The 15375-nt window shown below is 57.1% G+C and carries 12 protein-coding genes; 7 read left to right on the top strand and 5 right to left on the bottom strand.

Features of this window, described 5'->3' with window-relative positions; translation table 11 throughout:
• Positions 1-16 precede the first annotated feature (16 nt).
• From KVT28_RS20770 to malQ, 3 genes are all read left to right on the top strand, one after another.
• Positions 17-775 (top strand): DeoR/GlpR family transcriptional regulator, encoded by a 759-nt coding sequence (locus tag KVT28_RS20770; RefSeq protein WP_101762688.1) that lies wholly within the window; start codon positions 17-19, stop codon positions 773-775.
• 175 nt (positions 776-950) lie between these two features.
• Positions 951-3356: a maltodextrin phosphorylase gene (malP, locus tag KVT28_RS20775; RefSeq protein WP_217549905.1), complete on the top strand. Its 2406-nt coding sequence runs from the start codon at positions 951-953 to the stop codon at positions 3354-3356.
• A 28-nt stretch (positions 3357-3384) separates the two neighbouring features.
• Positions 3385-5439, top strand: a complete 2055-nt coding sequence (malQ, locus tag KVT28_RS20780; RefSeq protein ID WP_217549907.1) for a 4-alpha-glucanotransferase — start codon at positions 3385-3387, stop codon at positions 5437-5439.
• 39 nt (positions 5440-5478) lie between these two features.
• On the opposite strand, the gene nfuA is transcribed toward malQ, so the two are convergent.
• Both nfuA and gntX read right to left on the bottom strand, forming a co-directional pair.
• Positions 5479-6054, bottom strand: a complete 576-nt coding sequence (gene nfuA, locus KVT28_RS20785; RefSeq protein ID WP_064741235.1) for a Fe-S biogenesis protein NfuA — start codon at positions 6052-6054, stop codon at positions 5479-5481.
• Between the two features lie 58 nt (positions 6055-6112).
• Positions 6113-6790, bottom strand: a complete 678-nt coding sequence (gntX, locus tag KVT28_RS20790; protein ID WP_101762685.1) for a DNA utilization protein GntX — start codon at positions 6788-6790, stop codon at positions 6113-6115.
• Positions 6791-6825: 35 nt separating this feature from the next.
• Here gntX and bioH point away from each other — a divergent pair, with 35 nt between their 5' ends.
• On the top strand, positions 6826-7596 hold the full coding sequence (gene bioH, locus KVT28_RS20795) for a pimeloyl-ACP methyl ester esterase BioH (RefSeq protein ID WP_217549909.1): 771 nt from the start codon (positions 6826-6828) through the stop codon (positions 7594-7596).
• Here the strand turns inward: bioH and KVT28_RS20800 are convergent.
• Both KVT28_RS20800 and KVT28_RS20805 read right to left on the bottom strand, forming a co-directional pair.
• A complete protein-coding gene (locus KVT28_RS20800; RefSeq protein WP_101762683.1) occupies positions 7580-9265 on the bottom strand; it encodes an alpha-amylase family glycosyl hydrolase in 1686 nt (561 codons plus the stop codon). The two genes, bioH and KVT28_RS20800, sit on opposite strands and share 17 nt — an antisense overlap.
• A 113-nt stretch (positions 9266-9378) precedes the next feature.
• Positions 9379-11709 (bottom strand): Tex family protein, encoded by a 2331-nt coding sequence (locus KVT28_RS20805; RefSeq protein WP_217549951.1) that lies wholly within the window; start codon positions 11707-11709, stop codon positions 9379-9381.
• A gap of 189 nt (positions 11710-11898) precedes the next feature.
• Here KVT28_RS20805 and greB point away from each other — a divergent pair, with 189 nt between their 5' ends.
• Positions 11899-12387: a transcription elongation factor GreB gene (greB, locus tag KVT28_RS20810; protein ID WP_101762682.1), complete on the top strand. Its 489-nt coding sequence runs from the start codon at positions 11899-11901 to the stop codon at positions 12385-12387.
• Positions 12388-12533: 146 nt separating this feature from the next.
• Here the strand turns inward: greB and yjbE are convergent, their stop codons facing one another.
• Positions 12534-12776, bottom strand: coding sequence for an exopolysaccharide production protein YjbE (gene yjbE / locus KVT28_RS20815; protein WP_101762681.1), 243 nt, complete (start codon positions 12774-12776; stop codon positions 12534-12536).
• Positions 12777-13288: 512 nt separating this feature from the next.
• Between yjbE and ompR the strand changes: the two genes are divergently transcribed.
• Together ompR and envZ are read left to right on the top strand one after the other, a co-directional pair.
• On the top strand, positions 13289-14008 hold the full coding sequence (gene ompR, locus KVT28_RS20820) for a two-component system response regulator OmpR (RefSeq protein WP_001157751.1): 720 nt from the start codon (positions 13289-13291) through the stop codon (positions 14006-14008).
• The gene (gene envZ / locus KVT28_RS20825) at positions 14005-15369 is read left to right on the top strand and encodes a two-component system sensor histidine kinase EnvZ (RefSeq protein ID WP_101762680.1); all 1365 of its coding nucleotides are present in this window, start codon (positions 14005-14007) and stop codon (positions 15367-15369) included. The genes ompR and envZ overlap by 4 nt, the downstream gene beginning before the upstream one ends.
• Positions 15370-15375: the final 6 nt, after the last annotated feature.

The raw sequence follows: 15375 nt of genomic DNA on the forward strand, positions 1-15375 counted from the left end.
AGCCGAGGAGAGAGATGTGAAGCAGACGCAACGTCATGACGCCATTATCGATCTGGTCCGGCGTCAGGGATATGTCAGTACCGAAGAGCTTGTTGATCACTTTGAAGTCAGCCCGCAAACCATTCGGCGTGACCTGAACGACCTGGCCGATCAGAACAAAATCATGCGCCATCACGGCGGGGCGGCGCTGCCGTCCAGCTCAGAAAATACCGCATGGCAGGATCGTAAAATGATGTGGTCGGCGGAGAAAGCGCGCATCGCCGAGCGCGTGGCGAGCCAGATCCCTGATGGCGCCACGCTGTTTATTGATATCGGCACCACGCCGGAAGCGGTGGCGCATGCGCTGCTCAATCACAACAATCTGCGCGTTGTCACCAACAACCTCAACGTGGCGATTCTGCTGATGGCGAAAGCGGATTTCCGCGTGATTATCGCCGGCGGCGAAGTGCGCACGCGCGATGGCGGCATCATGGGCGAAGCGACGCTGGACTTCATTTCGCAGTTTCGCCTCGATTACGGCATTCTCGGCATCAGCGGCATTGATATGGATGGTTCGCTGCTGGAGTTCGATTATCACGAAGTGCGCACCAAACGCGCCATCATCGAAAACTCGCGCTGCGTGATGCTGGTGGTGGATCACTCGAAGTTTGGCCGTAATGCGATGGTCAACCTCGGCAATATGAGCCTGATTGATTACATGTATACCGATCAAAGCCCGCCGGCCAGCGTGCTGAAAGTGATTGAACAGCACGAAGTTCACCTCGAACTTTGCTAATGCCGTAGCGGCGCAATTTATTGCGCGATAAATCGCGCCGCTACAAAAATCAGCACCGATTTTTTTCACCGCACCTGCATTTCCCTGTCGCTTTTTTCTGCGCCCCCAGCTTTACTTATCCATTCACCTCTTGCGCTCGCCCGGCTTTACCGTTAACGGACTTGAAGGGATTGATATGTCGCAGCAAAAATTCAATAAAACACGTTTCGACGCCGCGCTCACCCGCCAATGGCAGCATCTCGGACTCACTTCCGCCCAGCAAATGACACCGCAGCAATGGTGGCAAGCGCTGAGCCGCGTGCTGGCAGAAATGCTGGCGACGCAGCCACCTGTGCCAGCCAAACACGGGCAGCGCCACGTCAACTATCTGTCGATGGAGTTTCTGCTGGGGCGTTTGACCGGCAACAATTTGCTCAATCTTGGCTGGTATAACGAAGTGCAAGCCGCGCTGGCGGAACATCAGGTTGAGCTGAGCGAACTGCTGGAAGAGGAGGTGGATCCGGCACTCGGTAACGGCGGATTGGGGCGTTTGGCCGCCTGCTATATGGATTCGATGGCGACCATCGGCCAGGCTGCGATGGGCCACGGCCTCAACTATCAATACGGCCTGTTTCGTCAGACGTTTGCCGACGGACAGCAGCAGGAAGCGCCGGATGACTGGCAGCGCGATCGCTATCCGTGGTTCCGCTACAACGCCGCGCTGGATGTGCAGGTAGGCCTCGGCGGCAAGGTCAAAGAGAACCACGATGGCAGCCTCAGCTGGCGACCTAAAATTCAGCTCAAAGGGGAAGCCTGGGATTTGCCGGTGGTGGGCTATCGCAACGGTATTACGCTGCCGCTACGCCTGTGGAAAGCCAGCAGCGCGCAGCCGTTCGATCTCACCGCGTTCAACAACGGCCAGTTCCTGCAGGCTGAGCAGCAAGGCATTGCAGCCGACAAGCTGACTAAAGTGCTCTATCCCAATGATAATCATGCCGAAGGTAAGCGGCTGCGCCTGATGCAACAGTATTTCCAGTGCGCCTGCGCGGTGGGCGATATTCTGCGGCGTCATCATCTCGCCGGGCGCGCCATTCGCACTTTGCCAGATTTCGAAGTGATCCAGCTTAACGACACGCATCCCACCATCGCCATCTCGGAGATGCTGCGCGTGCTGCTGGATGAGCATCAACTGAGTTGGGACGATGCGTGGCACATCACCAGCCGCACCTTTGCGTATACCAATCACACGCTGATGCCGGAAGCGCTGGAGCGCTGGGATGAGAAGCTGGTGCGCGACCTGCTGCCGCGCCATATGTTGATCATCCGCGAGATTAATCGCCGCCTGAAAAAGGTGGTGAAGCAACGGTGGCCAGACGATAAAGCGATCTGGCACAAGCTGGCGGTGGTGGCTGATGGTCAGGTGCGTATGGCGAATCTGTGCGTGGTGAGCTGTTTCGCCGTCAACGGCGTGGCGGCGCTGCACTCCGAGCTGGTGGTGAAAGATCTGTTCCCGGAATATCACCTGCTGTGGCCGAACAAATTCCATAACGTGACCAACGGCATCACGCCGCGCCGCTGGTTGAAACAGTGCAATCCGCTGCTGGCGACGCTGATCGATGACAGCCTGCAGGTTGAGTGGGCCAACGATCTCGATGCGCTGGCGTGGCTGGCACCTTTCGCCCGCAAAAAGGCGTTTCGTCAGCAGTTTCGCGACATCAAGCAGCAAAACAAACAGCGGCTGACGCTCTACGTCAAGCGCGTGACCGGCATTGATATCAATCCGGATGCGCTGTTTGACGTGCAGATTAAGCGACTGCATGAGTACAAACGTCAGCACCTCAGTTTGCTGCATATGCTGCACTGCTATCGCCAGCTGCGCGACAACCCGGATAACCCCGACTTCGTGCCGCGCGTGTTCCTGTTTGGCGCCAAAGCCGCGCCCGGCTACTACCTCGCCAAAAATATCATCTATGCCATCAACAAAGTGGCGGAGGTGATCAACAACGATCCACTCGTCGGCGATCGCCTCAAAGTGGTGTTTATCCCGGATTACCGCATCACCGCCGCAGAGCTGATGATTCCGGCCGCCGATCTCTCCGAGCAGATTTCCACCGCCGGTTATGAGGCTTCCGGCACCGGCAATATGAAGCTGGCGCTGAACGGCGCACTCACCATTGGCACGCTGGACGGCGCCAATGTGGAGATTGCTGAAGCGGTGGGCGCGAAGCATATCTTTATCTTTGGCAACAGCGTGGACGAGGTGAAAGCGCTGAAGGCGGGCGGCTACAGCCCGAAAAAGCTGCGTAAACAGAATCCTTATCTGGATGGTTTGCTGAAGGAGCTGGAGAAGGGCAAGTTCAGCGACGGCGATAAGCATGCGTTTGATTTGATGCTGCAAAGCCTGACCAAAAATGGCGATCCCTGGCTGGTGCTGGCCGACTTTGATGCCTACATCGCCGCGCAGCAGCAGGTGGAAGCGTTGTGGAAAAACCCGGACGCCTGGACGCGCGCAGCGATCCTCAATACCGCTCACACCGGCCGCTTCAGCTCTGACCGTTCAATTCGCGATTATCAGCAGCGGATTTGGCAGGCGGCCCGATAAAGACACGATTGATGATTTTGGAGACACTATGACGCTCAACAAGCTGGACCAGGCGACACAGGATGCCGGCATTTCGCTGCGCTTTATTAACGCGCACGGCGAGCCGGAAACCATCAGCGATGAGACCAAACGCGCGTTGCTGGCAGTCATGGAAACGCCAACCGGTAAAGCGCCACCGCTGCCGCCGGTGCAGGTTTTTGCCGCTCGCAGCAAGCGCCAACTGACGCCACAAGGCAGCGGCACCTTTTCCTGGCAGCTACAAACCGAACAGGGCAAAAGCTTCAGCGGCGAAGTGCAGGGCGGAGAACCGCTCACACTTCCGCCACGTCTGTCACAAGGTTATCACCAGCTCACGCTGCGCAAAGGTCGCCAGCAGTGGCAAACTCGCATCATCATTGCGCCACGCCGCTGTTTTATCCCGGCATCAGTCGAGCAAGGAGAGAAACTGTGGGGCGCGTTAGTACAGCTTTACACGCTGCGATCGGATGACAATTGGGGCATCGGTGACTTCGGCGATTTGGCGCAGATGCTGGAGAACGTTGCCAATAATGGCGGTGACTTCGTTGGCCTTAATCCTTTGCATGCGCTTTATCCTGCACAGCCAGAACATGCCAGTCCTTACAGCCCAACCTCGCGTCGCTGGCTCAACGTGCTGTATATCGACGTTAATCGGCTGGAGGATTTTCAGCGTAGCGAGGCAGCGCAGCGTTGGTGGCAAAGGGCGAAAACACGCAAAGCGCTGGATCAGGCGCGCGCGGCTGAGTTTGTCGATTACAGCGCGGTGGCCAAACTGAAATTGGCCGCGCTGCGCTTTGCCTGGCAGCGCTTCCAGCCGCGCGCCGCTGAAGATGCCGGATTCCAGCAATTTATCGTTGAGGGCGGCGACCATCTGCGTTATCAGGCGGCGTTTGATGGCATTCTCGCCGAACGCAGCCAGCAGCATCCTGATGAATGGGGTTGGACCAACTGGCCGGAAGGCTGGCGCAACGCTTTGTTGCCGGAAGTGCAGCAATGGTGTGCGGAACACGAAGAGGAGATTCAGTTCTGGAGTTGGTTGCAGTGGGTGGCGCAAGAGCAGTTTGCCATCTGCTGTCAAATTAGCCAGCAGCTTGGCATGAAAGTGGGATTATATCGCGACTTAGCGGTCGGCGTGGCGCAAGGCAGCGCGGAAACCTGGCAGGATCCGGAACTGTATAAACTCGGTGCTTCCGTCGGTGCGCCGCCGGATCGCCTCGGTCCGCAGGGGCAAAACTGGTGTTTGCCGCCGCTCGATCCACATGTGATGCGCGCGCGCGGTTATCAGCCTTTTATCGACCTGCTGCGCGCCAATATGCGTGACTGCGGCGCTTTGCGTATCGATCACGTGATGGCGCTGCTGCGCTTGTGGTGGATTCCCTACGGCGAAAGCGCGGATAAAGGTGCTTACGTGGCCTATCCGGTTGAGGATCTGCTAGCGATCCTGGCGCTGGAGAGTCAGCGCCATCGCTGCATGGTCATTGGCGAAGATCTCGGCACGGTGCCAAAAGAGATCGTCAGCCTGCTGCGCAAAAGCGGCATTTTCTCGTGGAAAGTGTTGTTCTTCGAGCAGCACGGCGATGGCAGCTATCGTCAGCCGCAAGAGTATCCCGTGCAGTCGATTGCCAGCGCCAGTACCCATGATTTGCCGACGTTGGCGGGATTCTGGAGATATGAGGATCTTTTTCTGGGTCACAAACTGGGCTTGTACCAGGAGAGCGTATACATGTCATTGCTAAGGCAAAGGGATAAACAAAAACAGGCGCTATTGGATGCGCTGCATCAGATGAATACGTTGCCTGCGCGCCACGGTACCGTTGCCAGCCGATTGTCCTTCACACCGATGCTCAATCGCGGCTTCCACCGCTATCTGGCGCGCACTAACAGCGCATTGCTGGGGCTGCAACCTGAAGACTGGCTTGCTATGACTTCACCGGTCAACGTGCCGGGTACGGTAGAGGAATATCCAAACTGGCGGCGCAAGTTAAGTGTCACAATCGAAAAGATGTTTAGAGGAAACGTGCCGGGCTTATTGAATGCGGTGAATACCGGGCGCAGGAAGCGTTGAAGAACGCGCGGCAGCGTCGGGTCGCTGCCGCGTGCTTAATCAGTAGTACGAGTGCTCGCCGCGCTGGTGCTCGGTCAAATCGCGCACGCCTTTCAGCTCAGGGAAGGCTGCCAGCAGCTCTTTCTCGATGCCATCTTTCAGCGTGACGTCGATCATCGAACAACCGTTACAGCCACCGCCGAATTGCAGAATGGCGATGCCGTCATCGGTGATTTCCATCAGCGATACGCGACCGCCGTGACCAGCCAGCTGCGGGTTAATCTGCGCTTGCAGCAGATATTCCACGCGTTCCACCATTGGCGCATCGTCAGAGACTTTCCGCATTTTGGCGTTAGGCGCTTTCAGCGTCAGCTGCGAACCGAGGTTGTCGGTAACAAAGTCGATTTCCGCGTCATCGAGGTACGGTGCGCTCAGCTCATCAACAAAGGCTGACAGTTTTTCGAACTTAAATTCGGTATCAGTCGCTTCTACTGCATCGGGTGGGCAGTAAGAAACACCGCATTCTGCGGTTGGCGTACCCGGATTAATGACGAATACGCGAATCTGAGTGCCATCTTCTTGTTTGGACAGCAATTTTGAGAAGTGCTCTTGCGCAGCATCAGTAATAACGATCATGGCGATTGCTCAATAGTTGACTAAATTACTTGGTTATAATACGCCCAACACCGACGCTCTACAAGGTACGGCACAGGCAACCAATGTGTACGCTGGCCGCGCCTTGCGCCAGCAGGATGCGGCTAATTTCCGCCACGGTACTTCCGGTCGTCACAACATCGTCGATAAGCAGGATATGGCGTCCGCGCACCGGCATTTCAAGGCGAAACGCGCCGCGCAGGTTCTTTTTGCGCGCGCTGGCGCTCAATGAATGCTGAACTGCGCCCTGTCGCACCCGCTTTACCGCTTCGCGATATTCACAGCCCAGCCAGCGAGCCAGCGGTTTTGCTAGCAGCGCCGCCTGATTGTAGCCGCGTTGCCAGGCGCGCCGACGATGCAGCGGTACGCTCAGCACCAAATCTACACGCGGCAGCCGGTAATCACGACGCATTGTTAACAATTTTAACAAAATCAGCCGCGCCAGCATCACTCTGAGTGCGGTTACGCGAGAAAACTTCAGCTGCTGCACCCAATCGCTCAGCGGCGGCAGGTAATCGCTGACGCAGCTCAGGCTCTGCCACGGCGGCGGGCGGCGCAGGCAGCGCCCGCACGGCTGCATTCCACTGGCCGGTAAACCGCAGCAGGGACAGAGTGCCGGTAGCCGCGGAATTTGCTGCACGCAGCGGCTGCACAAACCGTGGCTGGCAATCTGCAACGGCAGGCGGCATAGCCAACACAGGGCCGGGATTGGTAGCATAGCGACCTCCTTATCACTTTTCCGGAGTGTAACCGATGAGTTCGCTTTACTGGCACACCACAGGCACGGGCGATCGCGATCTTGTGCTGCTGCACGGCTGGGGTTTGAACGCCGAAGTGTGGCAAAACATCGTTCCGCGACTCAGCTCGCATTTTCGCCTGCATCTGGTGGATCTGCCGGGCTTTGGCCGCAGCCAGGGTTTTGCGCCGCTGACCTTAGCGGAAATGGCGCAACAGCTGTTGCCGCAATTACCCGATCGCGCGGTGCTGCTCGGCTGGTCGCTGGGTGGATTGGTGGCCAGCCAGCTGGCGTTAACCCAGCCGGAGCGCGTTGCAGCGCTGATCACCGTTGCCTCATCGCCGTGTTTTACCGCGCGTGATCAATGGCCGGGCATCAAGCCCGAAACGCTGCAAAATTTTCAGCAGCAGTTGAGCACCGATTTCCAGCGCACCGTGGAGCGCTTTCTGGCGCTGCAAACCATGGGCACGGAGAACGCGCGACAGGATGCGCGTCAGTTGAAAGAGGTGGTGTTATCGCAGCCGATGCCGTCGGTTGCGGTGCTGGAAGGGGGATTAGAGATTTTGCGTCAGGACGATTTGCGTGCCGCGCTCGACGATCTGCCGCTGCCGTTCCTGCGCATTTACGGCTATCTCGATGGGCTGGTGCCGCGTCGCATCGCAGAAGAACTGGATTCACGCTGGCCAGCTTCATCCTCGGTGGTGATGGAGAAAGCCGCGCATGCGCCTTTCATTTCTCACCCCGATGAATTTACGCAGCTGATCATGACGTTTACCGCAGCCACATAAACTGCCACGCAGCCAGCGTTAAGGGCTGGCTGCCATCCAGCTTCTCACCGCTAATCACATCCTGCATATGCCGCGCCAGCGGTAACTGTGTCGTCACCTCATGACGGCTGAGATTAAACACACACAGCAACCCCTCATCGCTATCCGGCTGATGGCGACGCAACACCAGCAGGCTATTTTCGCTTTCCAGCAGCGTCATCGGATTATCGGGATGAAACGCGGGCTGCCGCGTGCGCAGTTGAATCAGCGCGCTCAGGCGTTCATACACCTGTTGGCGCAGCGGGTTGCCGCCGCTGATCCACTGTTCCATTTCACGCAGGCTGTACTTCTCCCGGTTGATGGCACGGTTATGACCGGCGGCGCGCACGCCTTCATTATCGTTGCGCGAGCCAAGAATACTTTGAATGTAAATCGCCGGTACGCCAGGAAATGACAGCAGAATCGCGTGCGCCAGCAGGAAGCGGCGCAAACGCGTGTCATCGTCGTCGTCCTGCTGATTGAGCGCATCGAAATAGGTGACATTGATTTCGTAAGGGCTGGTGGTGCCATCGGCATTGTTCTTGTAAGAGACCAGCGCGCCTTCCAGCGCTAAATCACGCACCAGCGCCACAATCTCCACTTCCGACAAAATGCCGCGCGCCGGATTGAGTCCAATGCCGTCGTGCGAGGCGAGAAAGTTAAAGAAAGTGGTGGTGCCACCGCCTAAATCCAGCGTGCTGGCCCATTGACGCAGCGCACGCGCCGATCCGGAATGAATGGCGTGCAGCACCAGCGGCGGCAGCGAAAACTGATACACCATTTGCGCTTCATCTTTGCCGTTACCGAAATAGCTGATGTTGTCTTTGTGCGGCACGTTGGTTTCGGTGACGATCACCGTACCGGGCGCCACTTCATTGGCGATGGCGCGAAACAGCTTCACCAGCTGATGCGTTTTCGGCAGGTGAATGCAGTTGGTGCCCGGCGTTTTCCACATGTAGCCCACCGCGTCGAGCCGCACATAATCCGCGCCTTTGTTCAGGTAGTCGAGCAGCACATCGACCATGCGAATCAGCACTTCCGGATTACCAAAGTTGAGGTCGATCTGGTCGGCGCTGAAGGTGGTCCAGATATAGCGCGTCTCGCCGTCGGCCATCGCAAACGGTGTGAGCAGCGGCGAGGTGCGTGGACGCGTCACCGCGCTGAGATCGGTCGCCGGCGGCATGCTGATAAAGAAATCATCCCAACCCGGATCCTGCGCCAGAAAGTGTTGAAACCAGCGGCTGTGCGCCGACATATGGTTGCAGACAAAATCAAACATCAGCCGCGTTTCGCTGTGCAGCGCGCTGATGTGCTGCCAGTCGCCGCAAATCGGATTGACCTGGTGATAGTCGATAACCGAGAAGCCATCGTCGGAAGAGTAGGGAAAGAACGGCAACAGATGCACCAGACTGAAAGTGGATTGCAGATGCTGCTGATAAAAACGCGAGAAGCTGGCGAGGGTTGGCTGTTCGGGTTCGCGGAACTGATCGGCATAGGTAATCAGCACCACATCTTTCTCATCCCAGTGCGCCTTGCGCGGCAGTTTTGCCGTATCGCGTGCGGCACGAATGTGTGAAAGCAGGCGTTCACGCGCCGCGACCGGAAAGCTGCCGTGATAAATCTCATCGATTAAGGCGTTGATAATATCCATGGATCGCTGGGCCACGCGGAAGGTTATTTTTTCAGCGTAGTTGGATGAGGAGATTTATCAAGCTGATACACGCGGAGACTAAGGTTTCTCCGCGCGTTATTTACGGCAGGAACTTAGCGTTTTTTACCGAATGCCGCGGCGAGCGCATCGCCCATCGCGCTATTGCCGGCAGACGAGCTGGCAGGTTTGCCGCGACCTTTGTTATTGGCCGCCGGGCGGGCGTTTTCTTTGCCTGCGCTGCGGTTGCTGCCGCGGGCATTGCTTTCACCAGGCTGCTCGTCCAGACGCATGGTGAGCGCAATACGCTTACGCTGCATATCCACTTCCATCACCTTCACTTTGACGATATCGCCGGCTTTCACCACCTGATGGGGATCTTCAACGAACTTGTCGGAAAGGGAAGAGATGTGCACCAAACCATCCTGATGCACGCCGATATCGACGAAAGCACCGAAGTTGGTGACATTGGTGACGGCGCCTTCCAGCACCATGCCCGGCAGCAGATCGTTGAGCGTTTCCACGCCTTCAGCAAATTGCGCGGTTTTAAACTCCGGACGTGGATCGCGGCCCGGTTTTTCCAGCTCTTTGATGATGTCTGTAACCGTGGGCAAGCCGAAGCGCTCATCGGTAAAGTCGCGGGCATTCAGATCGCGCAGTCCGCCAGCATTGCCCATCAGCTCATTCAGCGCCTGCTCGGTGGCGGCCAGAATGCGCTCGACCAGCGGATAGGCTTCCGGGTGCACGGTTGAGGCATCCAGAGGGTTATCGCCGTGGTTGATGCGCAGGAAGCCCGCGCACTGCTCAAAGGCTTTCGGCCCGAGGCGGCTCACCTTTAGCAGTTGCTGACGATTCTGGAAGCGGCCATTTTCATCACGCCAGCTAACAATATTCTGCGCCATCATGCGGGTTAAACCGGCCACGCGGGTCAGTAGCGCCACAGACGCGGTGTTGAGATCGACACCCACGGCGTTTACGCAGTCTTCCACTACCGCATCCAGCTTCTTCGCCAGCTGGCTTTGGCTGACGTCGTGCTGATATTGGCCTACGCCGATCGATTTCGGATCGATCTTCACCAGCTCAGCGAGCGGGTCCTGCAGGCGACGCGCGATGGAAACCGCGCCACGGATGGAAACGTCGAGATCCGGGAACTCCAGCGCCGCCAGCTCAGAAGCGGAATAGACCGATGCACCGGCTTCGCTGACGATCACTTTCTGCGCGTTGATTTGCGGGAACTGCTTCTGCACGTCGAGGAAGAAGCGCTCGGTTTCGCGCGAGGCGGTACCGTTACCAATCGCCACCAGTTCAACCTGATGTTTGGCGCACAACGCCGCCACAGCCGTGGCCGCTTTCGCCGCCTGGCCGGTGTGCGGATAAATGGTATCAGTGGCGACCAGCTTGCCGGTGGCATCTACCACCGCAACTTTCACGCCGGTACGTAAGCCTGGATCGAGGCCCATGGTGGCGCGCATGCCCGCAGGCGCGGCCATCAGCAGATCGTGCAGGTTACGGGCAAATACGTTGATGGCTTCATCTTCGGCGCGTTCACGAAGGGTGCCCATCAATTCAGTTTCGAGGTGCAGCAGCACTTTGATGCGCCAGGTCCAGCTCACCACCGCTTTACGCCAGCTATCCGCTGGCGCGTTATTCAGGCGCAGCTTGAGGTGTTCGGCGATCAGCGTTTCGCCATAGCTTTCACGCGGGGCTTCATCGAACTGCGGATCGGCATTCAGCGACAGCTGCAGCACGCCTTCATTGCGGCCGCGGAACATCGCCAGCGCACGGTGCGACGGGACGCCGCTCAGCGCTTCGTGATGATCGAAGTAGTCGCGGAATTTCGCGCCTTCTTCCTCTTTACCTTCCACCACGCGCGAAACCACATGCGCGTTCTTCCACAGATATTCACGCACTTTCGCCAGCAGCGTCGCGTCTTCGGCAAAGCGCTCCATCAGGATGTAGCGCGCGCCATCCAGCGCAGCGCGCACGTCGGCGACACCTTTGTCGGCATCAACGTAGCTGGCGGCCAGCTGCTCGGGATCCTGCGATGGGTCCTGCCACAGCGTATCGGCCAGCGGTTCCAGACCGGCTTCAATAGCGATCTGTCCGCGCGTGCGACGCTTCTGTTTGTACGGCAGGTAAAGGTCTTCCAGCTCGGTTTTGTTCAGCGTGCTGTTGATGGCGGTGGCGAGTTCAGGCGTGAGTTTGCCCTGTTCGTCGATGGATTTCAGAATCGACTGGCGACGATCGTTCAGCTCGCGCAGGTAACTCAGACGGCTCTCCAGCAAACGCAGCTGGGTGTCGTCGAGTCCGCCGGTCACTTCCTTACGATAACGTGCGATAAACGGCACGGTGTTCCCTTCATCAAGTAAGCGAACGGCAGCATCAACCTGGTCGGCGCGTGCCTTCAGCTCACCTGCGATAATCTGGCTCAGTGAATCTTTCATCATCATTAACAATGCTTACACAGGGTTGGAAATAGCGGACAGTTATACGGAATGAGGCCGAAAATTGCCAGCCGGTGGCCCGTGAATCCGTCTTTTTCTGAATGCAGCGCGCGCAATCTTGCTGATGGTCAATCGGTCGCTTATTGTTAGCCTCTTTGCTGCGAAGAACCGCCGTCACCACGAGTTGAAGTCATGAAAACCCAACTGATTACCCGCGAAGGCTATAACAAGCTGCGTGCCGAACACGACCATTTGTGGAATGAAAAGCGTCCGGAAGTCACCAAAATCGTCTCCTGGGCGGCCAGCCTCGGCGATCGTTCGGAAAACGCGGATTACACCTACAACAAGCGTCTGCTGCGCCAGATCGATCGCCGGGTGCGCTATCTGCGTAAATGCCTCGCCGATCTGAAAATCGTCGATTACGCGCCGCAGCAGGAGGGCAAAGTGTTTTTCGGTGCCTGGGTGCAAGTGGAGAATGAGCAGGGCGACGTGAAGCGTTTCCGCATTGTTGGCCCGGATGAAATTTATGGCGAGACGATGAAAGAGTACATCTCGATCGACTCGCCGATGGCGCGCGCGCTGATCAAGAAAGAAGTGGATGACGAAGTGGTGGTCAACACGCCGGAAGGGCAGAAGCTGTGGTTTGTGAACAGCATCGATTATGTGAAAGAGACGCCTTAAAAAAGCGCAATCGCCGTTGGTGTCCTACTCAACACTCTTTCGCAAAACGCACACATCGTCGCGGCGCAATTGATTGCGCGATAAATCGCGCCGCGACGAAATGTGCGGTATTAAATGGCAGAGATTAACGGAACGGCCGTGATACGTTATTTACCGGCTTGGGTCGCGGTGGTGGTTGAGGTACCGCTGCCACCTTTGTCGCCGCCGCCCATGGTCGCCAGCGCCACGCCGAGCAGCGCGCCTACAGCGCCAACACCGATCGCGTCAGAGTTACCCTTCGCCGTCGTGGATGCCTGCGCGCCAGCCGCTTCGCCCGCGCTTGTGGCCGCCTGAACCTGAGTGAAGCTGGTCAGTACCAGTGCGCCCAGCAGAATTACCGTTTTTTTCATTTTTCTCTCTCCACATGAACTCAATAACAACAGGTACGAATCCAGTGTCGGAGATCGAGAGAAGCGAGGAAAGAGGAGATTACTGATTGATTTGTAGGAATTAATTTAACACTGGCCTTGTTTTTCATCGCTCGGGAATTGTTCCGAAAACAGATGCGCATTCCGCAAGAGAAATGCCCTATTTTATGCTGCCATCACTGCAACTCAGGCCTATTCTTCACCATCACCTTAAGTCAAATCGCCCTGAACGCCTCTCTGGCGGCGGGATTTTTTGTCATGAACCAGTAACAGAAAGAAAATGCGCCAAATTTTCAGATAAGCGCTAAGCGGCTTGAAAGCACAGATAAAAAACGCGAAGCGAAGCGCATTTCAGGGTCAAAAATAAATATAAGCTGCTGTTTAATATGCTTTGTAACAATTTCGGCTAGAATATAAACCATTAATGACTGTCACACTGAGGCCTCTTTTTTTAACAATATTGGCTCAGGCAATGGCGCCTTTGGGAGTTGAACATGCAAGAGAACTACAAAATTCTGGTCGTCGATGATGATATGCGTTTGCGTGCGTTGCTGGAGCGCTATCTCACCGAGCAGGGCTTTCAGGTGCGTAGCGTTGCCAACGCCGAGCAAATGGACCGACTGTTAACCCGCGAATCCTTCCACTTGATGGTGCTCGACTTGATGCTGCCGGGCGAAGATGGTTTGTCTATCTGCCGCCGTTTACGCAGTCAAAGCAACCCGATGCCGATCATCATGGTCACCGCGAAAGGCGAAGAAGTGGATCGTATCGTCGGTCTGGAAATCGGTGCGGATGACTACATTCCAAAACCGTTTAACCCGCGCGAACTGCTGGCGCGTATTCGTGCCGTACTGCGTCGTCAGGCCAATGAGTTGCCGGGCGCGCCTTCGCAGGAAGAAGCGGTTATCGCCTTCGGTAAGTTTAAGCTGAACCTCGGCACCCGCGAGATGTTCCGTGAAGATGAGCCAATGCCGCTGACCAGCGGTGAGTTTGCCGTGCTGAAAGCGCTGGTGAGCCATCCGCGTGAGCCTCTGTCACGCGATAAGCTGATGAACCTGGCGCGTGGCCGTGAATACAGCGCCATGGAACGCTCCATCGACGTGCAGATCTCGCGTCTGCGCCGCATGGTGGAAGAAGATCCGGCGCATCCACGTTACATTCAGACCGTTTGGGGTCTTGGCTACGTATTCGTTCCGGACGGCAGCAAAGCATGAGGCGATTGCGCTTCTCACCCCGCAGTTCGTTTGCCCGCACCTTGTTATTGATTGTTACCTTGCTGTTCGTCAGCCTGGTAACAACCTATTTGGTGGTGCTCAATTTCGCCATTCTTCCCAGCTTGCAGCAGTTCAATAAGGTCCTCGCGTACGAAGTGCGTATGTTGATGACCGATCGGCTGCAGCTGGAAGACGGAACGCAGTTGGAAGTGCCACCGGCCTTCCGACGCGAAATTTATCGTGAGCTGGGCATCTCGTTGTATACCAACGCGGCGGCGGAAGAGAGCGGTTTGCGCTGGGCGCAACATTACGAATTCCTCAGTGAGCAGATGGGCCAGCAGCTGGGCGGTCCTACCGATGTCCGTGTCGAGGTGAATAAAAACTCGCCGGTGGTGTGGCTGAAAACCTGGCTGTCGCCGGATATCTGGGTGCGCGTGCCGCTCACCGAAATCCATCAGGGCGACTTCTCACCGCTGTTCCGCTACACGCTGGCGATTATGCTGCTGGCGATTGGCGGCGCCTGGCTGTTTATCCGCATCCAGAACCGACCCCTGGTGGATCTGGAGCATGCGGCGTTGCAGGTCGGTAAAGGCATCATTCCACCGCCGCTGCGTGAATACGGCGCGTCGGAAGTGCGTTCGGTGACGCGGGCGTTTAACCAAATGGCGGCCGGTGTGAAGCAGTTGGCCGACGATCGTACCTTGTTAATGGCGGGTGTCAGCCACGATTTGCGTACGCCGCTGACGCGCATTCGTCTCGCTACTGAGATGATGGGCGAGCAGGATGGTTATCTGGCGGAGTCGATCAATAAAGATATCGAAGAGTGCAACGCGATTATCGAGCAGTTCATCGACTATCTGCGTACCGGTCAGGAGATGCAGACCGAGCGCGCCGACCTCAACAGCGTGCTGGGCGAAGTGGTGGCGGCAGAGAGCGGCTACGAGCGCGAGATTGAGAACGCGGTGATGTCCGAGGATTTGATGCTGGATATCAACCCGCTGTCGATCAAGCGCGCGCTGGCGAATCTGGTGGTCAACGCGGCGCGTTATGGCAATGGATGGATCAAGGTCAGCAGCGGCAAGGAGCTGAACCGCGCGTGGTTCCAGGTGGAAGATGATGGTCCGGGCATCAAGCCGGATCAGCTACAGCATCTTTTCCAGCCGTTTGTGCGCGGCGACAGCGCGCGCAGTACCAGCGGCACCGGTCTCGGTTTGGCGATTGTGCAGCGTATTATCGATGCGCATGAAGGTTCGCTGGAGATTGGTGACAGCGACCGGGGCGGATTGCGGATTCGTGCCTGGTTGCCGATTCCGGAAGGCAGCAGCGCCACGGCGGTGGCGAGTATCAATCACAGTGCGTGATACCCG

The organism is Pantoea sp. GbtcB22 (genome assembly GCF_019091025.1).
GTDB lineage: Bacteria > Pseudomonadota > Gammaproteobacteria > Enterobacterales > Enterobacteriaceae > Pantoea > Pantoea leporis.